The 26,060-nt window shown below is 62.4% G+C and carries 20 protein-coding genes; 8 read left to right on the forward strand and 12 right to left on the reverse strand.

The features are described from left to right. Positions 1–125: 125 nt before the first annotated feature. Positions 126–1,208, forward strand: coding sequence for a phenylalanine--tRNA ligase subunit alpha (gene pheS / locus FHT29_RS09210; protein WP_037197183.1), 1,083 nt, complete (start codon positions 126–128; stop codon positions 1,206–1,208). 15 nt (positions 1,209–1,223) lie between these two features. Then, positions 1,224–3,647 carry a phenylalanine--tRNA ligase subunit beta gene (gene pheT / locus FHT29_RS09215; RefSeq protein ID WP_168599609.1) on the forward strand — a complete coding sequence of 808 codons (2,424 nt, stop codon included), beginning with the start codon at positions 1,224–1,226 and terminating at the stop codon, positions 3,645–3,647. 249 nt (positions 3,648–3,896) lie between these two features. Here the strand turns inward: pheT and FHT29_RS09220 are convergent, their stop codons facing one another. From FHT29_RS09220 to FHT29_RS09235, 4 genes are all read right to left on the reverse strand, one after another. Next, entirely contained in the window at positions 3,897–4,256 is a 360-nt protein-coding gene (locus FHT29_RS09220; protein WP_034514153.1) for a nuclear transport factor 2 family protein, read from the reverse strand. 93 nt (positions 4,257–4,349) lie between these two features. Beyond that, entirely contained in the window at positions 4,350–6,437 is a 2,088-nt protein-coding gene (gene pbpC, locus FHT29_RS09225) for a penicillin-binding protein 1C (protein WP_037197186.1), read from the reverse strand. Positions 6,438–6,444: 7 nt separating this feature from the next. Continuing rightward, a complete protein-coding gene (locus FHT29_RS09230) occupies positions 6,445–11,958 on the reverse strand; it encodes an alpha-2-macroglobulin family protein (RefSeq protein ID WP_047556341.1) in 5,514 nt (1,837 codons plus the stop codon). A 252-nt stretch (positions 11,959–12,210) separates the two neighbouring features. Beyond that, on the reverse strand, positions 12,211–13,206 hold the full coding sequence (locus FHT29_RS09235) for an aldo/keto reductase (protein ID WP_047556339.1): 996 nt from the start codon (positions 13,204–13,206) through the stop codon (positions 12,211–12,213). Between the two features lie 131 nt (positions 13,207–13,337). Here FHT29_RS09235 and FHT29_RS09240 point away from each other — a divergent pair, with 131 nt between their 5' ends. Beyond that, positions 13,338–14,228, forward strand: a complete 891-nt coding sequence (locus FHT29_RS09240) for a LysR family transcriptional regulator (protein ID WP_037197190.1) — start codon at positions 13,338–13,340, stop codon at positions 14,226–14,228. Between the two features lie 49 nt (positions 14,229–14,277). Here FHT29_RS09240 and FHT29_RS09245 read toward each other — a convergent pair whose 3' ends face one another. Further along, a complete protein-coding gene (locus FHT29_RS09245) occupies positions 14,278–14,772 on the reverse strand; it encodes a ferritin-like domain-containing protein (protein WP_037197192.1) in 495 nt (164 codons plus the stop codon). Between the two features lie 150 nt (positions 14,773–14,922). Between FHT29_RS09245 and FHT29_RS09250 the strand changes: the two genes are divergently transcribed. Next, the gene (locus tag FHT29_RS09250; protein WP_037197195.1) at positions 14,923–15,540 is read left to right on the forward strand and encodes a hypothetical protein; all 618 of its coding nucleotides are present in this window, start codon (positions 14,923–14,925) and stop codon (positions 15,538–15,540) included. On the opposite strand, the gene FHT29_RS09255 is transcribed toward FHT29_RS09250, so the two are convergent. The 4 genes from FHT29_RS09255 to FHT29_RS09270 all read right to left on the reverse strand — a co-directional run bounded on the left by FHT29_RS09255 (position 15,530) and on the right by FHT29_RS09270 (position 18,606). Then, positions 15,530–15,973 (reverse strand): GNAT family N-acetyltransferase, encoded by a 444-nt coding sequence (locus tag FHT29_RS09255; RefSeq protein WP_047556337.1) that lies wholly within the window; start codon positions 15,971–15,973, stop codon positions 15,530–15,532. The two genes, FHT29_RS09250 and FHT29_RS09255, sit on opposite strands and share 11 nt — an antisense overlap. Positions 15,974–15,987: 14 nt before the next feature. Next, on the reverse strand, positions 15,988–16,938 hold the full coding sequence (locus FHT29_RS09260; RefSeq protein WP_047556336.1) for an aldo/keto reductase: 951 nt from the start codon (positions 16,936–16,938) through the stop codon (positions 15,988–15,990). A gap of 106 nt (positions 16,939–17,044) precedes the next feature. Next, a complete protein-coding gene (locus tag FHT29_RS09265) occupies positions 17,045–18,043 on the reverse strand; it encodes a helix-turn-helix domain-containing protein (protein WP_047556334.1) in 999 nt (332 codons plus the stop codon). Further along, entirely contained in the window at positions 18,040–18,606 is a 567-nt protein-coding gene (locus FHT29_RS09270) for an isochorismatase family protein (protein ID WP_047556332.1), read from the reverse strand. Before FHT29_RS09270 ends, FHT29_RS09265 begins: the two co-directional genes overlap by 4 nt. 317 nt (positions 18,607–18,923) lie before the next feature. Here FHT29_RS09270 and FHT29_RS09275 point away from each other — a divergent pair, with 317 nt between their 5' ends. Next, positions 18,924–19,910: a Gfo/Idh/MocA family oxidoreductase gene (locus tag FHT29_RS09275; protein WP_047556330.1), complete on the forward strand. Its 987-nt coding sequence runs from the start codon at positions 18,924–18,926 to the stop codon at positions 19,908–19,910. A 9-nt stretch (positions 19,911–19,919) separates the two neighbouring features. Here the strand turns inward: FHT29_RS09275 and FHT29_RS09280 are convergent, their stop codons facing one another. Both FHT29_RS09280 and FHT29_RS09285 read right to left on the reverse strand, forming a co-directional pair. Beyond that, complete coding sequence (locus FHT29_RS09280) at positions 19,920–20,306, reverse strand: GtrA family protein (protein WP_047556329.1); 387 nt, start codon at positions 20,304–20,306, stop codon at positions 19,920–19,922. Next, positions 20,303–21,316 (reverse strand): glycosyltransferase, encoded by a 1,014-nt coding sequence (locus tag FHT29_RS09285; RefSeq protein ID WP_037197205.1) that lies wholly within the window; start codon positions 21,314–21,316, stop codon positions 20,303–20,305. Before FHT29_RS09285 ends, FHT29_RS09280 begins: the two co-directional genes overlap by 4 nt. Positions 21,317–21,556: 240 nt before the next feature. Between FHT29_RS09285 and FHT29_RS09290 the strand changes: the two genes are divergently transcribed. Next, positions 21,557–23,401, forward strand: a complete 1,845-nt coding sequence (locus FHT29_RS09290; RefSeq protein ID WP_047556328.1) for a hypothetical protein — start codon at positions 21,557–21,559, stop codon at positions 23,399–23,401. Here FHT29_RS09290 and FHT29_RS09295 read toward each other — a convergent pair. After that, entirely contained in the window at positions 23,398–23,628 is a 231-nt protein-coding gene (locus FHT29_RS09295) for a hypothetical protein (protein WP_037197208.1), read from the reverse strand. The two genes, FHT29_RS09290 and FHT29_RS09295, sit on opposite strands and share 4 nt — an antisense overlap. A 239-nt stretch (positions 23,629–23,867) precedes the next feature. Between FHT29_RS09295 and xseA the strand changes: the two genes are divergently transcribed. Further along, a complete protein-coding gene (gene xseA, locus FHT29_RS09300; RefSeq protein ID WP_168599610.1) occupies positions 23,868–25,469 on the forward strand; it encodes an exodeoxyribonuclease VII large subunit in 1,602 nt (533 codons plus the stop codon). Continuing rightward, on the forward strand, positions 25,469–26,059 hold the full coding sequence (locus FHT29_RS09305; protein ID WP_047556326.1) for an NAD(P)H-dependent oxidoreductase: 591 nt from the start codon (positions 25,469–25,471) through the stop codon (positions 26,057–26,059). The genes xseA and FHT29_RS09305 overlap by 1 nt, the downstream gene beginning before the upstream one ends. Position 26,060 lies beyond the last annotated feature (1 nt).

Below are 26,060 nucleotides of genomic sequence, written 5' to 3' on the forward strand. Positions count from 1 at the left end.
CGCTTGCACATGGGTAGTGATCTGCAGCGCCTCATCGTTGCCACAAGCTGTCTGATGTGGGCGTTCATCCATTATTCCGCGGACTGAGCGGCGTTCCAAGCCCGCCGCCCGCAAGGCAGGATCAGATGACGGAACTCGTAACACTTGAAACCCAACTCATGGCCGATGTGGCCGCGGCGACCGACGAGCAGTCGATCGAGGCGATCAGGGTGGCCGCGCTCGGCAAGAAGGGCTCGGTTTCGGAACTGCTGAAGACGCTGGGCTCGATGTCGCCGGAAGAGCGGCAGACACGGGGTGCTGCGATCAACGCGCTGAAGAACTCCGTCACCGAGGCGATCAATGCCCGCAAAGGCGCGTTGAAGGATGCCGCCATCGACGCGAAGCTGAAGGCCGAGACCGTCGATGTCAGCCTGCCGGTGCGCTCTTCTCCGGCTGAACGCGGCCGCATTCATCCGATCAGCCAGATCGTCGACGAGATCACCGCGATCTTTGGCGACATGGGCTTCTCGATCGCCGAAGGCCCGGATGTCGAGACCGATTACTATAACTTCACGGCGCTGAACTTCCCTGAAGGACATCCGGCCCGCGAGATGCACGATACCTTCTTCTTCCAGCCGGACGAGAAAGGTGAGCGCAAGGTGCTGCGCACGCACACCTCGCCGGTGCAGATCCGCACTATGGAAGCGCAAAAGCCGCCAATCCGCATCATCATTCCCGGCAAGACCTACCGCCAGGATAGCGACGCCACGCATTCGCCGATGTTCCATCAGGTCGAGGGCCTGGTCATCGACAAGACGGCGAATGTCGCCAATATCCGCTGGGTGCTGGAAGAATTCTGCAAGACCTTCTTCGAGGTCGACAATGTGACGATGCGTTTCCGTCCGTCCTTCTTCCCGTTCACGGAGCCGTCCTTCGAGGTCGATATCCAGTGCGACCGCTCCGGCCCGATCGTCAAGTTCGGCGAGGGCACCGACTGGATGGAAATCCTCGGCTGCGGCATGGTGCATCCGAACGTGCTGCGCTATGGCGGCCTCGATCCGGATGAGTATCAGGGCTTTGCCTGGGGCATGGGCCTCGACCGCATCGCCATGCTGAAATATGGCATGCCGGACCTGCGCGATTTCTTCAATGCCGACGTCCGCTGGATGAACCATTACGGCTTCCGCCCCCTCGACATGCCGACTTTGTTCGGCGGCCTGAGCGCGTAAGCAAGGATTGATCAGATGAAATTCACACTCTCCTGGCTGAAAGAGCACCTGCAAACGGATGCCACGCTCGACGAAATCTGCGCCCGCCTGACGATGATCGGGCTTGAGGTCGAGGATGTCGACGACAAGGCCGCTTTCAAGCCTTTCGTCATCGCCAAGGTTCTGACGGCCGAAAAGCACCCCCAGGCTGATCGTCTGAAGGTGCTGATGGTCGATACGGGCAGTGGCGCCCCGGTTCAGGTCGTCTGCGGTGCGCCGAATGCGCGCGCCGGCCTCGTCGGCGCCTTTGCTGCGCCGGGCACTTACGTTCCCGGCATCGACGTGACGCTTGCCGTCGGCAACATCCGTGGCGTCGAGAGCCGCGGCATGATGTGCTCGGAAAAGGAACTGGAAATCTCCGACAGCCATGACGGCATCATCGACTTGCCCGAGGATGCGCCTGTCGGCACCAGCTTTGCCGCCTATGCCGGCCTCGACGATCCGATCATCGAGATCAACCTGACGCCGAACCGCCCGGATTGCACCAGCGTCTACGGCATTGCCCGCGATCTCGCCGCCTCCGGCCTCGGTACGCTGAAGCCGCTCGCGATGCCGGCCTTCGCCGTCGAAGGCGAAACGCCCGTCGCGCTGAAGATCGTGCTCGACGATACCAGGCTTTGCCCCGGCTTCGCCCTTCGCCTCGTGCGCGGCGTCAAGAACGGCCCGAGCCCGAAGTGGATGCAGCAGCGGCTGCTCGCCATCGGCCTTCGCCCCATCAGCGCGCTGGTCGATATCACCAACTACATGACCTTCGACCAGGGCCGGCCGATGCACGTTTTCGACGCGGCCAAGGTCAAGGGCAATCTGGTGGTGCGCCGCGCCAGGGACGGCGAGACCGTGCTGGCGCTCGACCAGCGCGAATACAAGCTGAACCCGAGCAATGTCGTGATCGCCGATGATAACGGCGTCGAGTCGATCGGCGGCATCATGGGCGGCGAGCATTCCGGCTGCGACGAGAACACAACCGATGTGCTGATCGAGTCGGCGCTCTGGGACCCGATGAACATCGCCAAGAGCGGCCGCAGCCTCGGCATCATCACCGATGCGCGCTATCGCTTCGAGCGCGGCGTCGATCCGGAATATATGGTTCCAGGCCTCGAGCGCACGACCGAGCTGGTGCTTGCCTGCTGTGGCGGTACGGCCGCCATGGCCAAGGTCGAAGGTTACGAGGGTTATGAGCCCAAGATCGTCGATTTCCCGCTGTCGGAAGTCAAGCGCCTGACCGGCCTTGAGGTCTCTGCTGAGGAAAGCAAGTCCATTCTGACGAAGCTCGGCTTCTCGGTGTCCGGCTCCGGCGAACGTGTCTCCGTCGCCGTTCCCTCCTGGCGTCCGGATGTCGACGGCAAGGCTGACCTCGTCGAAGAAATCATGCGCATCCACGGCGTCGACAACATCAAGCCGCAGCCGCTTAGCAGCCATGCCGCGGTCAACGGCAAGATCCTGACGGTGCTGCAGATCCGCACCCGCTCGGCCAAGCGGGCGCTTGCTGCCCGCGGCATGCTGGAAGCCGTCACCTGGTCGTTCATCGCTGAAGACCAGGCGAAGCTCTTCGGCGGCGGCTCCAACGCGCTGAAGCTCGCCAACCCGATCGCGTCGGACATGTCCGACATGCGCCCTTCGCTGCTGCCGGGTCTGCTCTCGGCGGCGCAGCGCAACGCCGACAAGGGCTATGGCGACGTCGCGATCTTCGAAGTTTCCGGCACCTATGAGAACGACACGCCCGAGGGTCAGCGCCGCGTTGCCGGCGGCATTCGCCGTGGCACGGCGACGCTCGCCGGCGCCGGGCGCATGTGGTCGAACGCCGCCAAGGGCGGCGGCAAGCCGGTTGATGTCTTCGATGCCAAGGCTGACGCGCTGGCGGTCATCGAAGCCTGCGGCCTGCCCATGAGCAATATCCAGATCGAGCATGGTGGTCCCGCCTGGTATCATCCCGGCCGTTCCGGCACCATCAAGATGGGCCCGAAGGTCGTGCTTGGCTACTTCGGCGAATTCCACCCGAAGACGCTGGAAGCGCTCGACGTGTCAGGCGCGCTCGCCGGCTTCGAAGTCTATATCGATGCCATGCCCGAGCCGAAGAAGAAGGCGACGCGCACCAAGCCAGCACTGGAGCTCTCGCCGTTCCAGGCCGTCAAGCGCGACTTCGCCTTCGTGGTCGACAAGACGGTGGAAGCCGGCGCCATCGTCCGCGCCGCTGTCGGCGCCGACCGCAAGCTGGTGACCGGCGTCAACGTCTTCGACATTTTCGAGGGCGCATCGCTCGGCGAAGGCAAGAAGTCGATCGCCATCGAGGTGCAGATCCAGCCGGCCGAGCGCACGCTGACCGACGAGGATTTCGAGGCGCTCACGCAGAAGATCGTCGCCAATGTGACGAAGGCGACGGGTGGAGTTTTGCGGGGTTAATCTGCTGCTATTGAGTTTGCGGAGGGGCGGCCACCCCCCTCTGTCTCTGTCGCGACATCTCCCCCACAAGGGGGAGATTGGTAGCTCGCTGAACTCGCCCGCCTCAAGCAACACGAGTCCGCAGAAACTGCAGCTTATTGTTTTACGGATAAAGAGCCGCAAGCTCCCAACGATCTCCCCCTTGTGGGGGAGATGTCAGCGAAGCTGACAGAGGGGGGTATGGTCGCCGCATACTCAAATGCCGCTCATCTACCGATGCAAATGATAAACCTTATTCACCACGCTCCACCGCCCATCGATCTTCAGCAATGACAGGTAGTCCGAAAAGCGCATGCCGGCGAATTCGTCGACGACCTTGACGCTTGCCGCATCGCCCTCGATGTCGATCAGTTCGATTTCCATAAACGGTATGGTGCCGGGCGGGGCGCTGCCTTCCTCGACGATCGCCGAGATGAATTCATCCCGCGTCATCCATTCGACTGCGCCTTGATAATTGCCGATGATATCAGCTCGCGGATGGAACGCCTTTCGCAGCGCGGGCTCATTCGCGAATGCCATGCCATCGACATAGAGGTGAACAACCGCACGGATTGCCTGCTCTTCCGACATCTCGCCATTCCTCGTTTGAGTTATATCTAACATAACATAGGCGGTGCCGGCTGGCAAAAATGCGACGGCGTCCTCGCGATGATTTGACAGCTCTTATTCGACGAAAACCCGCACGCTTGCCGCACGTCCGGCGGCATCGATGACGGTGAGGGTCGAATAACCAGCGCCGTCAGGCGTCCATTGATTGGTGCGGCGGCGCGAAAGATCCGGCAGCGGCTTGCCGTTGGCGAGCCATCGGAATGGTGCGCGGCCACCCTGCAGCTTCAGCGCCAGCGGCGTGATCTGGTCAGCACCGCCGCTGGCACCGAGATCGACGCGCGCCCCTTCCGGGGGATAGACGATCTGTGGCGCCGGCTCGCGGTTCGAGGCCGACAGCAGCCCGGCAGCGGTCACGGAAAAGCGCCGCTGGCTGATCGGCAGCTCGGTCGCGGAGATGCGCACCGCGCCCATGGGAGGCGACGGGAAAGGCGTGATCGCCACGCCCGATTTGGCGAAGGCTTCGAATAGGATGGGTGCCGCCGAAACATAGCCCGCCAGCCCCGGGACTGCGCCGTTGTCGGGACGGCCGACCCAGACGCCGAGCACATGCGCGCCGTCATAGCCGATCGACCATGCATCGCGGTTGCCGTAGCTGGTGCCGGTCTTGTAGGCGATGCCGAGCTGCTTGCTGCCGCGCGGCGCGATGATGTCGGAGAGAATGTCGGTGATGTTCCACGCGGCGACCGGCTCCATCAGCGGTTCGCTGTCGATCGGTCCCGGCTGGTCCTGAATGCCGTCGCCGATCCGCATCGGCTTGCCGCGATTGGCAAGCCCCGCATAGAGCTGCACGAGGTCCTTGAGGGTGATGCCGACGCCGCCGAGGCCGATGGCAAGACCCGGAGCTTCGTTCGGCGGAAGCTTCGGCTTCACCTCGGCGCGGCGGAAGCGCACCAGCAGCCGGGTCGGTCCGACGGCGTCGAGCAGGCGTACGGCCGGCACGTTGAGCGACAGCTGCAGCGCTTGGCGCACGCTCACATCGCCCTGGTAGGTCATGTCGAAATTGCGGGGACGGTAGCCGTAGAAATCGGCTGGACGATCCTCGATGATCGTCTCCTGCGCCACATAGCCCTGCTCGAAAGCCAGGCCATAGATGAAGGGTTTGAGCGTCGAGCCGGGGGAGCGTAGCACGCGGGTCATGTCGATCCAGCCCGAGCGGCCGGAATCGAAGTAATTGGCCGAGCCGACCTCGCCGATGATCTCGCCGCTCTTGGCGTCGGCCATCACCATCGCAACCGACACCTTCGGCCCAAGCCGCTTTGCCGCCGCATCGGCAACTGCTTCCAGCCCCTGCTGGACATCGCGCCGCAGGGTGGTTCGATGCTGGATGATGCCGGGCTGCTTCTTCAGCGCCAGTTCGGCGAGATGGGCCGCATAGGCTGGCAGCTGCCGTCGGTTGGCCGGTATGGGTGAAAGAGCAGCGCGTTCGGCTTCCCCTTCGCCGATGATGGCGGCGACCGCAGCGCGCTCGAGCACGCGGTGGCGGGCGGCCTGGGCGGTGGCGAGATTGCGGTCCGGCCGGCGCTTTTCCGGCAGTTGCGGCAGGGCGACCAACAGGGCGGCTTGAGCGACGCTGAGATGGCGCGGCTCCTTGCCGAAATAGGCAAGGCTCGCGGCTCGGACACCCTCGAGATTGCCGCCATAGGGCGCGTGCGTCAGATAGAGGTCGAGGATTTGCTCCTTGCTCAGCCGCCGCTCGATCTGGATGGCGCGGACGATCTGCAGAAGCTTCGCCGTGACAGACCGCTCGCTGCGCGGCTCGATCAGGCGCGCCACCTGCATTGATAGCGTCGAGCCGCCGGAGACGATGCGGCCGTGGGTGACGAGCTGCAGGAACGCGCGGCCGATCGCCATGGGATCGACGCCGTGGTGATTGTAGAAGCGCCTGTCTTCATAGGCGACCAGCATGCGCAGAAATTGCGGATCGACGTCGGCAACGCCGGTCTTCAGCCGCCAGCGCCCCTCGGGCGTGGCGAAAGCACGCAGCAGGTCGCCGTTGGCGTCGAGTACTTCCGCCGAGACCACGCGGGCAGTGTCCAGCGGCGGCGGAAAGGCGCGGTCCGCGGCTTTAAGGCCGAAGACCAGCGCCACCGCCGTCAGGGCAGTGGCTCCAAGGCCAATCGCAATCTTCCATCGCGCCTTCATGGCTCTCTTACTGCTGGGCGGCCAGCACCTCCATGCGGCCCATCGCCGTGCGGGCCGAGAACTGCGGACGGTACATGTCCTCGACGCTCGCCGCAGGATGATCGTAGACGCCGGGTGTGACGGCGCGCACGACATAGGCGAAGCTCAGGTCACGGTTGGCGCCGTAGGTCTGGTCGAAGGCGGCGACGAAGCGGTCGTTGCGGAATTCGACATGGGCGGGCTGCACATCGCTCAGCCAGTCGAAGTTCGACAACTGGGCGCTGCTGACGATGCTCGGATTGTCGATCTCGAAGCCCGCGGGCAGGAGGTCGGTGACGAGCAGGCGCTGCGGCCAGTCATTGTCTCCTATCACGTGCAGCACGACGACGTAGCGCTCGTTCTGCTGTGCCTGGCTGACGTTCGCCTCTTCGCCGTCGAGCGTGTAGTACTTGCGCTCGATCTTGAAACCGTTGCCGCCGGCAGGCAGCGGCGTGACGGGAGCGGCGACGGTGGTGACCGCCGCAGACAGCGGCTGGCGCGTCGTGTTGGTGACGGTCAGCGGATGGCCCATCAGGGCATCGCCCGACATCTGCGCCATATAGGTGCCGGAGTGTGCAGCGCCGTTGACATCAAGCGTCAACCCGTCGTCGCCGTTCTGCAGCGCCCTGGCGGCGAGCAGCATCCAGGTCTGTTCCTGGGTGCTGGTGTAGCCCCGGCTCTGCCATTCCTTGCCAACGACGCTTGCCAGATCCGGAATGATCGGCGGTACCGGGCGGCTCTCGGCGGCGAGCGCCAGCACCGCGGCACCGTCGCGCAGCGACGAGCCGTAGTCGGAGCGGGCAAAGCTGACCTTGGTGATCGCCGCCTTCTGCGACATCTGCAGGGAATCCACGAAGATGTTGCGCGAGCGCTGGGCATCCCCATAGAGGGCCAATGCCGCAGCCAGATGCGCCTTGGACAGCGGCGTCGGGAAGTCGTTCAGCATCGTATCGGCGTAGTAGCGCAGATCGCTGATCGAGGCCTTCTTGTTGCGCGCCAGCACATAGAGCGCATAGGCGATCTCGTTGCCGTTATCCTTGACGTTGGTGTTGGCGCTCAGCGAGTTCTGGAGGTTTTCCAGTGCCTGCACCATGGCCTGATCCGGCACGATATACTTCTGCTCGCGGGCGCGGGTCAGGAAGTCAGTCACATAGGCATCAAGCCAGAGATCGCCGGATCCCGGACCCCAAAGGCCGAAGCTGCCGGTCGACGACTGGTAGGACATTTCGCGATAGATGGCGTCCTGGACGCGCTTGTGGATCTCCGTGTCGTCGGCAAGGCCGTTCTTGATCGCCATATCGCTGAAATAGAGCAGCGGCAGCGCGCTGCTCGCCGTCTGTTCGGCGCAGCCATAGGGATAGCGGCTGAGGCTCATCAGCAGCGCCGGCACGTCGAAGGCGCTGGAGCGGCTGACATTGACGCTGACCGAGGCGCCGGGCAGCACGCTGTCGGCGAGTAGATCGGCATTGACGGTCAGGCTTTTGCCGGGCGCAAGCGCGATGACGCGCCGTTCGGTGACCGGCAGCTGCGCCGGCCGAACGGGAATATCGACCGACTGATCGAGCGATAGTCCCGAAGCATTCGACAGTTTGATCGCGATAGTGCCGGCACCGGGTTGTCCGCCTGTCAGAGGCAGCGTGATATTGTATTTTCCGCCGGCCTGCAGGTTGATCTTCTGCTGCGCGGCATTCGCATCCACGCTCACGGCGCTATTGCCCGTGACCGCAAGCGTGTAGTCGCCGGCAGGCGCATCGGTGTTGGCGACGTCGAGCCGCAGATTGGCCTTATCCCCGGGAGCCAGGAACTTCGGCAGGCTCGCGGTGACGACGACCGGATCGCGGATGATCACATCCTGCGTCGCATGTCCGACACCTGATTTCGACCATGCCACGGCCATCAACCGCGCCGTACCATTGAACTGAGGGATATCGAAGCTGATATTGGCCTTGCCGCTGGCATCCAGCTTGACCGCGCCTGAGAAGAAGGCGACCAGCTTTTCCGTCGGTGGGCTCGCCTGCAGGGCCGCCTGTCCGCCGTCGCCGCCGGTGCGCAGCTTGCCGGTCGCGCCGAGCGAGCCGTCGATGAGGCGTCCATAGATGTCGCGGATTTCCAGGCCGAGCTGACGCTGACCATAATACCAGTCGTCCGGTGCCGGCGGCTGATAGCGCGTCAGGTTGAGGATACCGACATCGACGGCAGCAACCGTGACATAGGCGTCTTCATTGGCGCCGGCGCCCGAGACCTGCACGCCGATGGTCAACGGCTGGCGCGGCAGGGTCTTCGCCGGTGCATCGAGCTTGATCTGCAGCTTGCGCTCGCCGGGATCGACCGGCGCCCATTTGATGCCGATGGCGCGCATCGGCATGCGGCTTTCCTGGGCATCGCCGGGCCGGAACAGGGTCGCGGTCAGATAGGTGCCTGCGCCCCAATCGGCGGTCACGGGAATGTCGACCTCGCCGCCAGTGGCGCCGATATCGGCATTGGCGACCGAAATCAGCGTCTCGGCACCGGCCGTCACCATCAGCTGGCCGGCATAGCGCGAGGTTACCTTGAGCTTGGCGGTATCACCGACCTTATAGCTCTGCTTGTCGAGTGCGATCTCCAGCGCATCCGGCGTTTCCGTCGAGGTGGAGGCGACATACCAGCCGGCGTTGAATTCGACGCTGGATTCAGGGCCGTTCGCATCGGCGGTGGAGACCTCAAGCCGATAGCGGCCCCAGGTGACGGGCACGGAAATTGCCGCGCCGTCGGTGGTGGCGTTCACCGTGCCGACAGCCACCTGCTTGGTGGACATGATCGGCTCGTATTTCCAGCTGTTGCCGTCGCGATACCATTGATAGTCGCGCTCGATGCTGAGCAGCTTCCATGTCAGGCCCTGCATGGCCTGTTTCTGGCCATTCGCGTCGATGGCGATGACGTGGAAGTTGCCGACGGAATTTTCGCCGAGATCCCCGTCGAATTCCGGCTTGATGCCGATGCGCGAGCCGTCGGCCTTGACCGGCAGCGTGAGGGAGCGCTCGACGGCGCGGCCGCCGGCCTCCTGCATGCGCACGGTGATGTTGGCGTTCAAAAGCTGCGTGGTCGAAGGCGTGTCGTTGATGGTGACGTCGAAGGTGGTCTTGCCGTTCTCGTCCAGCGCCTGCAGATCTTCGAGCGGCACCTGTGTGCTTTCGGCCTTGCTGTCGCCGCTGCTGCTGTCGCCGTCATTGTTTTCCTTGCCGGCGCCCTCGTCGGCAAGGCCGAACTGATAGCCCACGTAGTCGGCGCTTTCGCGCGTCGGCTTCAGCGTCACTTCGCCTTCGAGGTTGAGGCCGGCGGCCGGCGCGCCATAGAGGTAGCGTCCGTCGACATTAACAGGCGTCGGTTGGCCGACTTCGATCTCCTTGGCGTCGCTGGTCATGTCGAACTCGATACGATCCGGCACGAAGTCGTCGACGAGGAACGTCTGCGAGCCGATGGAGGCGCCCTTCGGGTCGGTATAGATATTCATCGTCCAGGTGCCGCGCATGGAGGTCTGCTGCAGCGGCAGGTCGACATTGTAGCCGCCGAGCTTGCCGCCATCGGTGACGATGCGGCGGTCCTCGACGCCATCGGGGCGCAGGAAGACGAAGGTGAGCGGCAGGTTTTCCACCGCCGTCGAGCTGACGTCGCGGGCAAGCGCCGAGGCATGCACCGTCTCGCCGGCGCGGTAGATGCCGCGCTCCGTCCATGTCAGCAGGTCGATCGCGCCGGGCGCGGTTCTGCCGGCAACGCCACGGTCGGAAAGATCGAAGCCGGCGCGCGTCATGTCGAGGAAGACATAGTCCTGATCGCCGTTCTGTGCGGTGATGACGGCCGGCGTCATGCCCGCCGTGCCGCGCATCAGGCCGGCGCTGAAGGTGGCGCGGCCGTTATCGTCAGTCTTTGCGGTACCGAGGATTTCATTGTTCTTGGCGAGCAGCTGCAGCTGGACGCCGGCGAGCGGCTTGGCGCTGCCGAGCGAGCGGGCAAACACGTTCAGACCGTCCGTGCCGGCATAGGTGGTGACGCCGATATCGGACACCACGAACCACTGCGTCGCCTGCGGATCCCATTCCTGACCGCCGCTATTGGGGGCCACGGCCGTCAGCACATAGACGCCTGGCTTGCGCTTAGGCAGAGCCTCATCGACCGGGAAGCTGGTCGCGACATCCTTGTTGAGTTCCTGCTTGATCTCGATCGAGCCCTGCCAGACCAGCTCGCCATTGGTGTCCTGGATGGTCTGGGCGCTGTAGCTGTCCATCTGCGTCAGGAACTGCGAGTTGTTGAGGATCTGCGCAATGTTGCGGTCGCCGATGCGGTAGAGCTTGAGATTGGCCGTGGTGGCGTTGACCGAGACGATCGGGATGCCGCGCCGCGCGGTGGACGGCAGCACGAAATTGTCGCCGGTAAAGCGCAGCGAGGCCGTGCGGTCCTTGACGTAAACGTCGACATTGACCTGTGCGGCAAGGTTTTCATCCACGGAGGAGGGCAGGCCGGCGCGCACCGAAATGCGGTAATGCTGGCCAAATTCCAGGCCTTCGACGCAGATTTGATTGTCCTTGGCGTCGACGCCCTTCGGCGCAGCACCATTGACGGTGACGAACGGCGCATAATCGACGCCGCTCTTCACCAGCTTTTCGGAGAACTGCACGCAGGCGCGCGGCGATGCATTGTCATTATCGAGCGTGTTGCCGGTGACGCGGAAACCCTGGCGGGCGCGCAGATCGTCATAGGCCGCCTGGACCGCGGCGGAGCTGGCGAGATCGAGGCTTGCCTTGTAGGCGCTGAGCGCCGGGCGATAGTTCTGCGCGTTCTTCAGCGACTCGGCGAGAACAGCCAGCGCATCGGCGCGGCTGTTCGTCGTGCGGGTCAGCTGATAGCCGTTGAGCGCCGCATAGGCCGCCTTGGTGGCAACGGACGTATCGTTCGTGATCGTGTTGGCGGCCCGCGCCATCTCGATCCACAGGTCGCCATTGTCGGGGTTGAGCGAGAGCGCGCCCTGGAATGCGTTCAGGGCATTGTTGACGTTGCCGGAGGTCAATTCGATGCGGCCAAGCGCGATCAGGCTTTCGACGCCTTGCCCCTTCAGTTCGCTGCCGAGCGTCAGCGTGCTCTTTGCATCGCGTGCGCTTTGAACGAAATTGTCTGACAGGAAGGAAAGGGCGGGTGCGGCACCGATATCCGGTTCGTTGGCTGCGGCGGTTTCGACGATTTTGCCGGCGACGGCGCCCGGGAAACTGTTGAGCTGATTGAAGTCGGACTTCATGAAGCACCACTTCACCTTGGGATTGTAGGTGAAGGCCTTGCAGGACTTGTCGCCGATGCAGGACGCGGAGCATTGATCCAGCGTCACGTTCTGCTCCGTTCGCAGATCGAAGCCGAAGTAATCGCCGTCCTTGGTGGTGACCACCTGTCGTTTGACATCAGCTGCCGCCGAGGGGCTCAGAGATGTGAAGATGGCGAGTAGAAAAGCGGAGAAGCCGATAAACGCGCGCTTAGACATAAGTCCTCCCAACGCTGCCCGTTTTGATTGGCCGCACCTTAAAATTTCGGGTTGGTTTGTCAACCGAGCGTCGAGTGGAAGCGCGGGGTTTGCGACCATGCCGATGCGCCCCCGTGGCGTCAAACAGGCGGCAATTCCGCGGCTTTTGGGGACTTCGTGGTCCTGTCGCGTCACTTCACTTTTCTTTTCAGCCCTAAAATGGCACCGGCCGCCGGGCCGATGCCTTTGCGTAAAGAAATGAGAGCTTGCGCGTCATATATTTGTCATGGCCAGCGAGGCATCGGTATAGCGCTTGCCGGCGACGCTTTCGAGCGGGATGATCGCCCCGAGCTCCTCCACTTCCCGTGGCGAAAGTACGATATCGGCGGCCGCCGCATTCTGCTCGAGATGATGCAGTTTGCGGGCGCCGGGGATCGGGACGATGGTATCGCCCTGATGCAGCACCCATGCGAGCGCCAGTTGTGCCGCCGTGACTGCTTTTTCCTTCGCGAGGGATTCGAGCTTGGCCACGAGGGCGGCGTTGGCATCGAAATTCTCGGCTTGGAAGCGCGGCAGCGAGCGCCGGAAGTCGTCATCGGCGAGGTCGTCCGTCTTGCGGATCGCGCCGGTCAGGAAGCCGCGGCCGAGTGGGCTGTAGGGGACGAAGCCGATGCCGAGTTCGCGGCAGGTGGCAAGCACATCCTCTTCGGGATCGCGGCTCCAGAGCGAATATTCACTCTGCACGGCGGCGATCGGATGCACCGCATGGGCGCGGCGGATGGTGGCGGCACTGGCCTCGGAAAGGCCGAGCGCCCGCACCTTGCCTGCTCTCACCAACTCCGCCATGGCGCCGACCGTGTCTTCGATCGGAACGTTCGGATCGACGCGATGCTGGTAGAAGAGATCAATGACATCGGTGCCGAGCCGCTTCAGGGAGGCTTCGGCAACCTCCTTAATATGCTCGGGACGGCTGTCGACGCCGACCATGGCGGTGAGGCCGGATTTCTGAGGGTCGAGCTTGAAGCCGAATTTTGTGGCGATGACCACGCGGTCGCGAACGGGTTTCAACGCACGGCCGAGCAGCTCTTCATTGGTGAAGGGGCCATAGGTTTCGGCGGTATCGAAAAAGGTCACGCCGAGATCGACGGCGCGATGCAGCGTTTTGACGGATTCGTTGTCATCAGTCGCGCCATAGGCGAAGCTCATGCCCATGCAGCCGAGCCCGACGGCGGAAACGGTGAGATCCTTGCCAAGCCTGCGGGTTTTCATAATTGCGTTCCTTTTGAACCTTGTTGGATCGGCGGCGGCCATCAAGGCCGGCCGACGGGTTCAAACTATGTCCCGGCATAGTGAATGAAAATCCATGCAAATTCTCATAGGCTGTTCTATAATTTAGATCAATGAACAGAACCCAGCTCTCCCAACTGGCGGTTTTTGCCGCCGTCGCCGCCCATCGCAGCTTCCGCGCCGCCGGCAAGGAATTGTCGATCGCGCCGTCTGCGGTCAGCCATGCCGTCTCACGCCTCGAGGAAAGCCTCGGCGTGCGGCTGCTGGCGCGCACCACCCGCAGCGTATTGCCGACCGAGGAGGGCGAGGCGCTGCTGCAACGGCTGGCGCCGGCGCTGGAGGAAATCGATATCGCGCTGGAGGATACGCTGGCCACCCGTGGTCGGCCCGCCGGCACTCTCCGCATCACCGCGCCGCGCTTTGCCTCTGACCTGCTGATGGCGCCGCGGCTCGGCGATTTCCTCAATACCTATCCGGATATTACCCTGGAGATCGCCAACGAGGACGGCTTCAGCGACATCGTCAAGGAGGGCTTCGATGCCGGCATTCGGCTGGAGGAGAGCATCGAGGGGGACATGATCGCGGTCAAGGTCTCGCCTGATATCCGGACCGTCATCGCCGGCTCGCCGGCCTATTTCGAGAAGAATCCGAAGCCGCTGCATCCGCGCGATCTCGTCCATCACCGCTGCATCAAGCGGCGTTTCACCGACGGCTCGATCTACCGTTGGGAATTCGAGAAGGACGGGCGAGAGCTGATCGTTGCCGTCGACGGTCCCTTGATCGTGATCGAGGACCGGCTCGCGGTTCTGGCGGCGGTCAATGGCGCGGGCCTCTCCTATCTGTTCGATATACGCGTGAAGCAGGAACTGGCGGACGGCAGCCTTATCCGCGTGCTCGAGGATTGGTGCCCGCCCTATCCCGGCTTCTGCATTTACTATCCGAGCCGCCGCCAGATGCGCCCGGCGCTGAGAGCCTTCATCGATTTCTTCAAATACACCGGATGACGCAGAAGGAAGCGGCCGGATGGTCCGGCCGCTTTTCGGGTGTCGCAATTCAGGCGGCTGCCTTCTGATTAACGCTGCTGTTTGCAAGCTTGGTCAGGGTCTTGTCGGTGTTGGTTTCCTGCTGCAGCGTCTGGTCGAGCAGGCCGACAGCCTCCTTGAGACCCAGCGTTTGCGCCCAGGTCTTCAGTGAGCCGTAGCGGGCCATTTCATAATGTTCCACGGCTTGTGCAGAGGAGATGAGGCCGGCATCGAGGGCGTGTGTTCCCTTGAATTCCTCGATGATCTCTTCGCCTTCGGCAAGTATGCCCTCGATTGCGTCGCAGGTCTTGCCTTTGGCGCGTTTGCCCATCAGCTCGAAAATCTGCTCCAGGCGCTCGACCTGCCCTTCAGTTTCCTCAAGGTGCTTTTCAAAGCCTGCCTTCAATTCGGGGGATTGAGCCGCGCGCGCCATCTTCGGCAGCGCCTTCAGGATCTTCCGTTCGGCGTAGTAGATGTCCTGCAGTGTGTCGTAAAAAAGGTCTTCCAGCGTCTTATCCTTGGACATGGTTTCCATCCTTGTTTTTGGGGTGGGAGTCACTGACGGTGACCCTCTTACAAGGGAGCGGCAGCGCTAATGTTCCGAAGAAATTCGGGTGGCGAAGTTTTAAAAAAGACGGAATGTTGAATCGACGACAGGGAATAGGGGGTGTTGCCGATGAAAAAGCCGGGGTCGATGAAGGGTTTGGAAGAGCTTGGCCGCGTCAGACTGTCAAAGAACTTCTTCTTCCGCGATTTCCTGCATTCGGAGATCGCGGATTTCTATCGCATCCCCAACATCCCCGAGGATCCGAATCTGGCGATCGAGGCGGGTCGAAGGCTGTGCGAGGAATTGCTGGAGCCGCTGGAGACGACCTTCGGCCGTCTGCATATCCGTTCCGGCTATCGTTCGCCTGATGTCAATGCCTTCGGCAACAGGAATGGGCTCAATTGCTCCACCAATGCCCATACCGCCGCACATCATATCTGGGACATGCGCGATCTCGATGGCTGCATGGGTGCGGCCGTCTGCATTGTCGTGCCCTGGCTGATCGACCATCACAGTCACGAGGGCGATTGGCAGAAACTTGCCTGGTGGATCCACGACCACCTGCCTTACGCTTCGCTGTGCTTCTTCCCGAAGCTTTGGGCCTTCAACATCCAGTGGCATGAGCGGCCGATGCGGACCATCCAGAGCTATGTCAGCCCGCGCGGCATGCTCACCAAGCCGGGCATGGCGAACTGGGAGGGTGATCATTCCGCCCTTTACGAGGGCTTTCCGAAGCTCAGATGTTGATGCGGTACCGGATATGCCCGTCGCTCTCGACATAGGTGTCGTAAAGTTTGCGGGCGGTCGCGTTGGTTTCGTCCGTGTGCCAGTAGAGGCGCGCCCAGCCGTTTTTCTTGCAGAGCGCGACGAGGTCGTCCAGCAGTGCCCGGCCGACACCGCGACCCCTGGCGCTTTCATCGACGAACAGATCTTCGAGGTAGCAGTCCGGTGCGCGCACCCATGTGCCCTCATGCGTGATGCAGAGCGTGAAACCCTTTACCTCGCCGTCAACCTCGGCCACGCGCATGAAGATTGCCGACGCCGGATCGAAGACCCGGCGCCATGTCGCATCGGTGATATCAGCAGCAATGGTGACGCCGTAGAAGGCGAGATAGCCATCCCAGAGCGCCCGCCAGCGCGCTTCGTCCTCGGGTCTGGCGTCACGGATCGTCACGGTCATCTGTTGGCCCTTGCTTAGGCGCCGGCTTCGTCGAGCAGGCGCATGGCTTCATCGGAAAGGGAGAGTTTCGCCGAATTGATTAGCGCGTCGAGCTGCCCGAGGCTAGTGGCGCTGGCGATCGGAGCGGTCACGCCGCGCTTGCGCAAGAGCCAGGCAAGCGCGACCTCGGCCGGCTTCGAGCCGGTTTCGGCGGAAACCTTGTCGAGCGCCGCGAGAATGCGAAAACCCTTGTCGTCGAGATAGGCTGCCACGCGATTTTCGCGCGCCCGTCCCTCCGTATCCGCCTTGGTGCGGTATTTGCCGGTCAGGAAGCCGGCTGCGAGGCTGAAATAGGTGATGACGCCGATCTCTTCCTTCACGCAAAGATCCGCCAGCGCCCCCTCGAAGCTGTCGCGTGCATAGAGGTTATATTCCGGCTGCAGCACGTCATAGCGCGGCAGGCCGGCCTTGGCGGCGGCATCGAGCGATGCCTGCAATTGCTTCGCATCGAGGTTGGAGCAGCCGACATGGCGGATCTTGCCCTGCTCCTTTAGCTTGGCATAGGCGGCAAGCGATTCCTCGTGCGGCGTTTCCGGATCCGGCCAGTGCGACAGGTAGAGGTCGATATAGTCGGTCTGCAGCCGCTTCAGCGAGGCATCGACGGCTTCGACGATATAGTCGCCCTTGAGACCCTTCTTGCCCGGACCCATGTCCGAGCCCACCTTGGTGACGATGATGGCCTTGTCGCGGGCGACGCGACCCTGCTTCAGCCATTTGCCGATGATCTCCTCGGAATCGCCGCCCTTGTTGCCGGGAACCCAGCGCGAATAGACATCAGCCGTGTCGATCGTGTTGAAGCCGGCGTTGAAGAAGGCGTCGAGCAGTGCGTAGGAGGTCTTCTCATCGGCTGTCCAGCCAAAGACATTGCCGCCGAAAACGATGGGGGCAACAAAAAGATCGGTTCGTCCAAGCTTGCGCAGGTCCATGATATCTCTCCAAATCACTTGAGCGGGAAGCCGGCGTCAGAGGCGCCGGAGGGGAAGGACAAGGAAGGCTACCGCCGCAAGCCGTGAAATTCCACTAACGATTTCTTTATTCTGGCGTTGAGCGCCGATAGTGGCTGGGCGGCAGCGTGTTGTATTTCGACCAGACACGCCGCATGTGTCTTGGTGAGGCGAAGCCGGACTTCTCCGCCACGCGCTCCATGTCGAGCCGCGAATTGGCGAGCACGTCGCGCGCCAGCGTGACGCGCATCAGGTTGACATAGCCGGTGACCGACAGGCCGGCATGCTCTTGGAACAGCCGGGAAATATGCCGTGCGCTCATCGCGCCGATGCCGGCGAGTTCTGAGAGCGACCAGCTATGGGCGGGATCGGCCATGATTGCATCCTGAACGCGGTGGATGGCGGGATGCACATGGTTTCTGCCGCTGAGCCAAGGCGAAAGCTGCGGTTCGGCACCGGTTCTTCGCATGTAGACGACCATATGACGGGCGATCGTCAAAGCGGTCATCGGCGAGGTCAGCTTGGAGGTGAGGTGCAGCATCAGGTCTGTGCCTGTCGTGATGCCAGCGCTGGAATAACGTTCCCGGTCTTCGACATAGAGTCGGTTGTCGAGAACCCTAGCGGTCGGGGCATATTGTCGGACTTCATCGATACAGCCGGCATGCGTCGTGCATGCGTAGCCGTCCATCAGGCCGGCACGGGCCGCAATGACGGCGCCCGAGCAGATGGTGACGAGGACAATGCCGGGGCGGATTGCAGCTTTCAGCCATGCGGCAAGCGTGTCGATTTCCCGCTCGATGTCTTCGGCATCATCAGCCGGCGTGACGCTGCCGGATATGATGACATAGGCGTCGTCGGGAATGTGATCTGGCAGGAGTTCGAGATCGGCAAGCGTCAACCCGACCGAGGTCGTTTGCGAGGGGCGGGCGGCGATGAAACGATAGTCGAACCGGATATCGTCCTGTTCGATGTTGGCGCGGCGCAGCACCTCCATCGGCCCGGCCACATCCATCAGCAGCGTATAGGGCGGCAGAAGGACGTAGACGGGAATGTTCCGGCGATGGAGGCGTCCGTCGCTATGGCTCATGCAGCGCTCCGGATCGGGGCATCGACAAGTGCTTCTTCGACCGTTGCTATGCGGGCGAAGCGGCCTGACAGCACCAGTTCGCTGCGCTTCTTGATATCGTTGACACTGAAGACCGTGCCCGAAGCATGCGTCATCGGGAAGGTCAGCGTCGCCTCAGTCACGTAGTCGACTTCGTAGCCGAGATCGGATGCATGCCGGGTCGTCGTCTCGCAGCACTGTTCGGTGCGGATGCCCGAGACGATGAGCTTGCGGATACCGTTTTCCACCAGCCAGACATCCAGGCCGGAGCCGACGAGTGCCGAGTGGCGAGGTTTGTGAAATATTGCATCGGCTTCCAGCGAGACCTCATCGAGCGTGCGCACATAGCCGCTTTTCAGGCTGAAATGCGGATCGTCGTCGACATGGAAGATTTGGACGACGGGAATGCCCCTGGCCTTGGCCCCATCGATCAGTGCCTGCAGGCGGCTGGTGAAGGTGGGCAGGTCGTCTGTTTGCCAGTAGGGACGCTGGCGAAACGATTCCTGAACATCGATAACCAGCAATGCGGTGCCGGGATGGGACATTTTCGTATCTCCTATGGTTGAAAGGATAGCCGAAACTAGGCGCCAGTCAAAAGGTCCGAAAGCCACCTTTCTGACAGAAAGAGGACAAATTCGGACATGTCTTTATACAGTTCGGCGAGATGTCTGCGAACAATGATCGTCCCCAAGCCGTTGCGCCATCTGAAACGGCCGAATAAGGTTGCTCTTGGTTTTGCCCAGAGCGGAATGGTCTCGTTTCGCTCTCCACCCGCCGTATTGACAAGGGATCCCGCCGGAAGGCCGTGTTGCGACCATCGCTGCGGCCGTTCGCTTCGGGATGATGCTCCAGGAGGAAGATCATGTTGCGTTTCGGAATTCTATCGACGGCAAAAATTGGCCGCGAACTGGTGGTGCCGGCCATTCAGGATGCGGAAAATTGCGTTGTCACCGCCATCGCCAGCCGCGACCTGGCGCGCGCCCGGCAGATGGCCGACCGCTTCTCCGTGCCGCACGCCTTCGGTTCCTATGAGGAAATGCTCGCCTCCGACACCATCGATGCCGTCTATATTCCCTTGCCGACGTCGCAGCACGTCGAATGGACGATCAAGGCCGCCGATGCCGGCAAGCATGTACTTTGTGAAAAGCCGATCGCGCTCAAGGCGGATGAAATCGACAGCCTCATCGTGGCCCGCGACCGCAACAAGGTGCTGGTGACAGAGGCCTATATGGTCACCTATGCACCGGTATGGCGGAAGGTCCGCTCGCTGCTGGCCGATGGCGCCATCGGCCGCCTGCGCCATATCCAGGGCGCCTTCACCTATTTCAATCGTGATGCCGGCAACATGCGCAATATTCCGTCGCTCGGCGGCGGCGGCCTGCCCGATATCGGCGTCTACCCGACCATCAGCACCCGTTTCGTCACCGGCCGCGAACCCCTGCGCATCCAGGCAGTGACCGAGCGCGACCCGGAATTCGGCACCGACATCTATTCCAGCGTCAAAGCCGATTTCGGCGATTTCGAAATGAGCTTCTACATCTCGACGCAGATGGCCAATCGCCAGGTCATGGTCTTCCACGGCACGGAAGGCTTCATCGAGGTGAAATCGCCCTTCAACGCCGATCGCTACGGCGCCGAAGAGCTGGAGCTGACCAATCGCAGCCACACGGAATCGCAGATATTCCGTTTCCCCGACAGCCGCCAATACAAGCGCGAGGCGGAAGCCTTCGCTTCGGCGGCACTCGGTGAGGGGGCGGAGGTCGTATCGCTGGAAAGCTCGAAGCTCAATCAGAAGGTCATCGATGCCATCTACCGCGCCAGCGAAAAGGATGGCTGGGAGCCGGTCTGAACCGGCTTCTCAGGGATTTTGCCGGTGGCGGAAGACAAAGCGTGAATAGCCGAAGAAGCTGAACGCGGTCGCCGCCGCCGATGCCAGCGTCAACGCGATGATCGGGCGCAAGCTCGGCTCGGCCACCAGCAGCGAGCTGAACAGAGTATAGTTCAGCAATGCCGAGGTCAGGCCGACCGAGCCATAGCGGAAGCCTTCGGCCGCAAGCGAACGGTCGGAGCGGCCGAAGGTGAAATTGCGGTTGAGAAACCACGTGGCAAGCAGCGCGCTCGGTATCGATATCGCCCGGCCGATGAAAGGGCCGAAGGGCGTGAACCAGAGCAGCAGGTGAAGCACGCCCGCATCGACCACAAAGCCGACGCCGCCAGCGATCAGGAAGCGAAAAAGCTTCTTCATGCGGCCTTTGCCCTTTTCTTCCGGCTCACCGGCTTTTCGAGTTCCGCCATGTAGACCGGCCTGTCGTCGCCGATCTGGCGGGATGATGGCTTGGCCAAGCTCATATAGTGGATGCGCAGCTGTTCTGCGCGGGCACGGGCGACGGAATCGAGTATCAGTCCGGCCGTGAACAGCATGAAGGAAATCATCATCAGCGCCACGGAGAGCACCCAGGTCGGCATGCGCGTCACGAAGCCGGTCTCGAAATACTCGACGAGGACCGGGATCGAGAAGCCGATGCTCAGTTCCATGGAAATGACGCCGAGAATGCCGAAGAAGACGAAAGGCCGCGTTTCCTTCATCAGCATCGCGAACATCCAGAGGATCTTCCAGCCGTCGCGGAAGGTGGAGAGTTTCGAGTGCGAGCCTTCCGGCCGCCGACCGTAATCGAGTTCCAGCTCGCTGACGGGCAGCTTCAGCCGCGAGGCATGAACCGACATCTCCGTCTCGATCTCGAAACCGCCCGACACGGCGGGGAAGCTCTTCACGAAACGGCGGGAGAAGGCGCGATAGCCGGAGAAGATGTCGGTGAAATCCGCGCCGAAAATCGTACGGTACAGCCAGTTGAAGATGCGGTTGCCGAAGGCGTGGCCCTGGCGACCGGCGTCGTTGTGAACGTTGCGGCGAGTGCCGACGACCATGTCGGCGCCTTCCGTCAGCAGCGTGCGGATGAGCTCTTCGGCGTCTTCGGGCGCATAGGTGCCGTCGCCGTCGGCCATGACATAGATATCGGCGTCGATGTCGGCGAACATGCGCCGCACGACGTGCCCTTTGCCTTGCCGCCGTTCGCGCACCACGGTCGCGCCAGCGAGCATGGCATGCAGCGCCGTGCCATCGGTCGAGTTGTTGTCGTAGACATAGATGCCGGCGTCCGGCAACGCCCTGCGAAAACCGCGAACGACATCGCCGATCGTGGCGGCTTCGTTGTAGCAGGGCAGAAGAACGGCGATGTTCAACTTCTCATTCCACATGGTCTTGGCCGGTTCCTACGCGTGATTTCAAGTTGAGGCCCGATGGACGATCCGGACGAGAGCTTATCCCGTTGGCTGTTAATAAGACCCTATGGTTGCGAAGGAAAAATGGCGGGAATGCCGCCCTTGCCGGGAACATTGTCGTGATGGATGCCGCCGCGTGCACGCGCTTTACTTTTTCTTGATCCACAGCGATTAGCGTGCAGCCTCGAATATCCTTCAAATACAGGGTTCATCGACATGGCACAGACGCTGGCAATGCCGCCCGAAGCAGCCGCGGTGGCAGAAAGGAAAGCATTGCTGCGCAAGTCGCATCCTGTCCTTGTGCCACTGATCTACGCCATCGTCATCATCCTCGCCCAGCTGGTCATTCATCGCCACCTCACGGACTATGTCGGCCCCGACAATGACGATGTCATGCGTCTTGTCGAAGTGCGAGATTTCCTGGGTGGTCAGGGCTGGTTCGACATGATGCAATACCGCCTCGGTCTCGACGGCGGAACGTTGATGCATTGGTCGCGCTTCATCGATCTGCCGATCGCCAGCCTCATCCTCTTCTTCCGGCTGTTCTTCTCGCCGGAAGGCGCGGAGGCGGCGGCGCTGACCGTCTGGCCGCTCATGCTCGTGCTGCCGCTGATGGCCTTCATGGGCCTCGCGGGCCGCCGCATCGGCGGCGTCGAAGGCATGCATTTTTCGCTGATCCTGACATCGTTGTTTGTTCTGACCTCAGGCCGTTTCGTGCCGGGATCCATCGATCACGACAATGTTCAGCTCGGCCTCGTCGCCCTTGCGGTCGCCATGCTGGCCGACGAAAGCTACAAGCCCCGCAATTTCGCCATCGCTGCTGTCGCCCTTGCCATCCAGCTCGGTATTGGTGCGGAGACGACGCCCTTCGTGGCGGTCGCCTGCGTGGCGGTCGCCTGTTTGTGGGCCTGGGACGGCGCGGTCTTTGCGCCCGCCGCCCGGGCTTTTGCCCTGACGCTGACGATTGCCGTCAGCGGCGCTTTCTTCTCGCTGGTGCCGCCGCGCCTCTATTCGATGGTCACCTGCGACAATCTCTCGCTCGGCTTTTATGGCATCATCAGCGTCGGCTGCGTCGGGCTCCTCCTGTCCGCACTCTTCGCCAGCCGTCTGTCCCGGCCGTGGCGCATGGCCGTGCTGGCGGCCAATGGTGCAGCGGTCTTAGCCACGACCGTCGCGATCGCTCCGCAATGCCTGCGCAATCCGCTTGCCGATCTGGACCCGATGCTGGTGGAACTCTGGCTGAGCAAGGTGACCGAGGCGCAGTCGATCTTCTCGATCGCTCGCACAACACCGGACGGGCTCGGTGCGTTCTACGCGACGGGCTTCCTGGCGATGCTTGTCTGCGCGTTCCGCATTATGCGCGGTGAACGCGCCCGTTTGCATGCGATCCTGATGGCCTTGGTCGCCGTCAATTGGGCGATCACGCTCGTGCAGGTTCGTGGCGCGGAATTTTCCAATCTGCTTGCCATTCCACCGCTGGCATTGCTGCTCGCCGATCTGCGCCGTATCTCGGCGGCCGATACCGAGGATGTCGGCGCTGCCTTCTTCTATGTGGTGACGGCCTTGATTTCTGCGCCGGCCGTATGGGCCGTCGGCGGCGCGCTTGCAGATAAAGGCATCGTCAACAGCTTTACCGTCGCCCCACCCGCCAAGGCCAAAGAGACGTCGAACTGCGCGTCAAAGGAAGCTCTGGCGCCGATTGCCAACCTTCCGCCGGGGGTCATAGCTGCGGCATCCAACATGGGTGCACCGCTGCTGCGCTTCACGCCGCATCGCACCTTGTCCGGCCCATATCATCGTGATCCGGATGGGATGCTGGCCGAACTGCATATCGGCCTTGCGGAGCCGCAGCAGGCGGAAGCGCTTCTGCGCGACGCGCATGTGACGCTGGTCGCATTCTGCAAGGGCGATCCGCAGGTGGAGACGCTGTCCGAACTGAAACCTCGGGGACTCTATGCTCAGCTGGGCGCGGGCCATGTGCCCGCTTATCTCGAGCCCATTCCCACACCGACCAAATCGGATGTGCAGTTCTTCCGGTTCAAGCCGCAGGAGCGATCCTAGGCGCGGCGGCCGTGCTCCATCATATCGGTGGTAATGAGATAGCCGATGAAGCCGAGATTGTAGCCGCCCAGCGCGACGAACAGCGTCGTCAGCGGCGGCACAACGATGGAGACGGCGACGGCTGCCATGAAGGCGATACTCACCAGCGCCACACCCAGCATCGCAGCGATCGTCGAGCGCTGCAGGCCGGCGGCAATTCCGATGATCGTGGCGGTCACGAATATCATCGCTCCATATCCTCTTTACCAAAAATCACTTTGCACAGAATTACGCACGGATGGCTAAGAAAGGCTTTGTCGACAGGGTTAACGTTTGATGAAGCAATAAGCTCCGCGTGTCCTGTGGGACGCGCAAAGGACACAGGAGCACTTTAAATCTGCGCATAATCCTTTCCTTCAATCGATTCCGATTGAAGGCGTTACGCACAAGGCTCCGCATTTTTCGCGACATCGGTTAGAAAAAGCCCATGAGCAGCTTTTTTGAGAGTGATTCGCCGTCGAACCTGACGGAATATTCCGTCTCGGAATTGTCCGGGTCGATCAAGCGCACGGTCGAGAATGCGTTCGACCAGGTGCGCGTGCGCGGGGAAATCTCCGGCTATCGCGGGCCGCATTCCTCGGGCCATGCCTATTTCTCGCTGAAGGATGACAGGTCCCGCATCGACGCGGTAATCTGGAAAGGCACATTCTCGAAGCTGAAATTCCGTCCTGAAGAGGGGATGGAGGTCATCGCGACGGGCAAGGTGACGACTTTTCCCGGTTCGTCGAAATATCAGATCGTTATCGAGACGCTGGAGCCGGCCGGCGCTGGTGCGCTGATGGCGCTGCTGGAGGAGCGCAAGCGCAAGCTTGGCGCCGAAGGCCTTTTCGATCCCGAGCGCAAGCGCCGCCTTCCCTTCATGCCCCGCGTGATCGGTGTCGTCACCTCGCCGACCGGCGCCGTCATCCGCGACATCCTGCATCGCATTTCCGATCGCTTTCCCGTGCATGTGCTGGTCTGGCCGGTGAAGGTGCAGGGCGAGGGGTCCGGCGACGAGGTGGCAAACGCCATTCGCGGCTTCAATGAATTCGCCCCCAATGGCCCGATCCCGCGGCCCGACGTGCTGATCGTCGCGCGCGGCGGCGGCAGTCTGGAGGATCTCTGGAGTTTCAACGACGAGGTTGTCGTTCGCGCCGCCGCCGCCAGCGAGATCCCGCTGATCTCCGCCGTCGGTCACGAGACCGACTGGACGCTGATCGATTATGCCGCCGACGTGCGTGCGCCGACGCCGACGGGAGCGGCGGAAATGGCCGTGCCGGTCAAGGCCGAACTGGAGGCGCAGCTCGCAAGTCTTTCCGCCCGTCTGCAGGGCGGTGTCACCAGGCAGATGGACCAGCGGCGGCAGGCGGTGCGTGCGCTCCTGCGCGCTTTGCCTTCGCTCGACCAGCTTCTCGCCTTGCCGCGTCGCCGCTTCGATGAGGCGGCCGCCGGCCTGGGCCGTGGGCTGGAGCTGAATACTTTGAATAAGCGCCGTTCCTTCGAGCGCATGGCCTCGCAGCTGCGGCCGGATATCCTGTCGAACCGGATTGCCGAGCGCCGCCAGCAGCTCAACGAGCGCATGACCCGCGCCGAACGCACCATCGAGCGAATGATCGACCGTTCTCGCGCTCGTATAGACAGGGCCGATGCCGTCTTCGCCACGTTGCCGTCGCGCCTGGAAGCGCAAACCGGCCGGGCCCGCGATCGCCTCGGCAATCTCGTCCGCCACGCCGACACGGCGATACGGCAGCAGTTGACGCGCGCGCGCAGCGAACTCGTCGCGCAGGAGCGGATTCTGCAGTCGCTGTCCTACAAGAACGTCCTGAAACGCGGCTATGCCGTGGTGCGCGACGAAGACGACCGGCCGGTTTCTCTTGCCGCCGCGCTTACGGCTGGCGCCGCCATCTCGATCGAATTCGCCGATGGCCGCGTCGGCGCGGTCACGAGCGATGGTGAGACAACACCGTCAGCCGGTACGCCGCCATCGAAGAAGCGAAGCACAAAGGCAGCCGATCCCGCCGCTCCGCCGAAGCAGGGAAGTCTTTTTTGATGCGTATCCTGCTGGTCTTGGCCCATCCGCTGGAGGATAGCTTTGCCGCTGCGGTGGCAAGGGTTGCGGAGGAGACGCTTGCCGCCGGAGGGCATCAGGTCGATCTGCTCGATCTCTATCGTGAGGGCTTCGACCCGCGCCTGTCCGAAGCCGAGCGGCGCGGCTATTTCGACCAGCCCTATGATGCATCGGGCGTCGACACCATCGTCGCGCGGCTGCGCGCGGCCGAGGGCCTCATACTGGTCTTCCCGCAATGGTGGTTCAATTTTCCGGCCATTCTCAAGGGCTTCTTCGATCGCGCTTTTGCGCCCGGCATCGCTTTCACGCACGATCCCGCCGGCGGCCGCATCGTGCCGAAGCTCACCAATATCCGCCTGTTCTGGGCGCTGACGACGACCGGTTCGCCCTGGTGGATCGTCCACCTCTACATGGGCAATCCGGTGCGGCGTCTGCTGAAGCGCGGCATTGCCGCCTTCTGTGCCAAGCGGCTGAATTTCCGCATGCTGGCGCTGCACGACATGGACCGTGTCAGCGAAGCCGGACGCAAGGCTCATCTTGCCCGCGTCAGGGCGGCTCTTGCCGCCCTTTAGC

Source organism: Rhizobium sp. SG741, from assembly GCF_012275435.1.
Taxonomy (GTDB): Bacteria; Pseudomonadota; Alphaproteobacteria; order Rhizobiales; family Rhizobiaceae; genus Rhizobium; species Rhizobium lusitanum.

Bases quoted from the DNA above. Each gene is read 5' to 3' on its own strand.
- pheS (WP_037197183.1), top strand. From the start codon at position 126: ATGACGGAACTCGTAACACTTGAAACCCAACTCATGGCCGATGTGGCC.
- pheT (WP_168599609.1), top strand. From the start codon at position 1,224: ATGAAATTCACACTCTCCTGGCTGAAAGAGCACCTGCAAACGGATGCC.
- FHT29_RS09220 (WP_034514153.1), bottom strand. From the start codon at position 4,256: ATGTCGGAAGAGCAGGCAATCCGTGCGGTTGTTCACCTCTATGTCGAT.
- pbpC (WP_037197186.1), bottom strand. From the start codon at position 6,437: ATGAAGGCGCGATGGAAGATTGCGATTGGCCTTGGAGCCACTGCCCTG.
- FHT29_RS09230 (WP_047556341.1), bottom strand. From the start codon at position 11,958: ATGTCTAAGCGCGCGTTTATCGGCTTCTCCGCTTTTCTACTCGCCATC.
- FHT29_RS09235 (WP_047556339.1), bottom strand. From the start codon at position 13,206: ATGAAAACCCGCAGGCTTGGCAAGGATCTCACCGTTTCCGCCGTCGGG.
- FHT29_RS09240 (WP_037197190.1), top strand. From the start codon at position 13,338: ATGAACAGAACCCAGCTCTCCCAACTGGCGGTTTTTGCCGCCGTCGCC.
- FHT29_RS09245 (WP_037197192.1), bottom strand. From the start codon at position 14,772: ATGTCCAAGGATAAGACGCTGGAAGACCTTTTTTACGACACACTGCAG.
- FHT29_RS09250 (WP_037197195.1), top strand. From the start codon at position 14,923: ATGAAAAAGCCGGGGTCGATGAAGGGTTTGGAAGAGCTTGGCCGCGTC.
- FHT29_RS09255 (WP_047556337.1), bottom strand. From the start codon at position 15,973: ATGACCGTGACGATCCGTGACGCCAGACCCGAGGACGAAGCGCGCTGG.
- FHT29_RS09260 (WP_047556336.1), bottom strand. From the start codon at position 16,938: ATGGACCTGCGCAAGCTTGGACGAACCGATCTTTTTGTTGCCCCCATC.
- FHT29_RS09265 (WP_047556334.1), bottom strand. From the start codon at position 18,043: ATGAGCCATAGCGACGGACGCCTCCATCGCCGGAACATTCCCGTCTAC.
- FHT29_RS09270 (WP_047556332.1), bottom strand. From the start codon at position 18,606: ATGTCCCATCCCGGCACCGCATTGCTGGTTATCGATGTTCAGGAATCG.
- FHT29_RS09275 (WP_047556330.1), top strand. From the start codon at position 18,924: ATGTTGCGTTTCGGAATTCTATCGACGGCAAAAATTGGCCGCGAACTG.
- FHT29_RS09280 (WP_047556329.1), bottom strand. From the start codon at position 20,306: ATGAAGAAGCTTTTTCGCTTCCTGATCGCTGGCGGCGTCGGCTTTGTG.
- FHT29_RS09285 (WP_037197205.1), bottom strand. From the start codon at position 21,316: ATGTGGAATGAGAAGTTGAACATCGCCGTTCTTCTGCCCTGCTACAAC.
- FHT29_RS09290 (WP_047556328.1), top strand. From the start codon at position 21,557: ATGGCACAGACGCTGGCAATGCCGCCCGAAGCAGCCGCGGTGGCAGAA.
- FHT29_RS09295 (WP_037197208.1), bottom strand. From the start codon at position 23,628: ATGATATTCGTGACCGCCACGATCATCGGAATTGCCGCCGGCCTGCAG.
- xseA (WP_168599610.1), top strand. From the start codon at position 23,868: ATGAGCAGCTTTTTTGAGAGTGATTCGCCGTCGAACCTGACGGAATAT.
- FHT29_RS09305 (WP_047556326.1), top strand. From the start codon at position 25,469: ATGCGTATCCTGCTGGTCTTGGCCCATCCGCTGGAGGATAGCTTTGCC.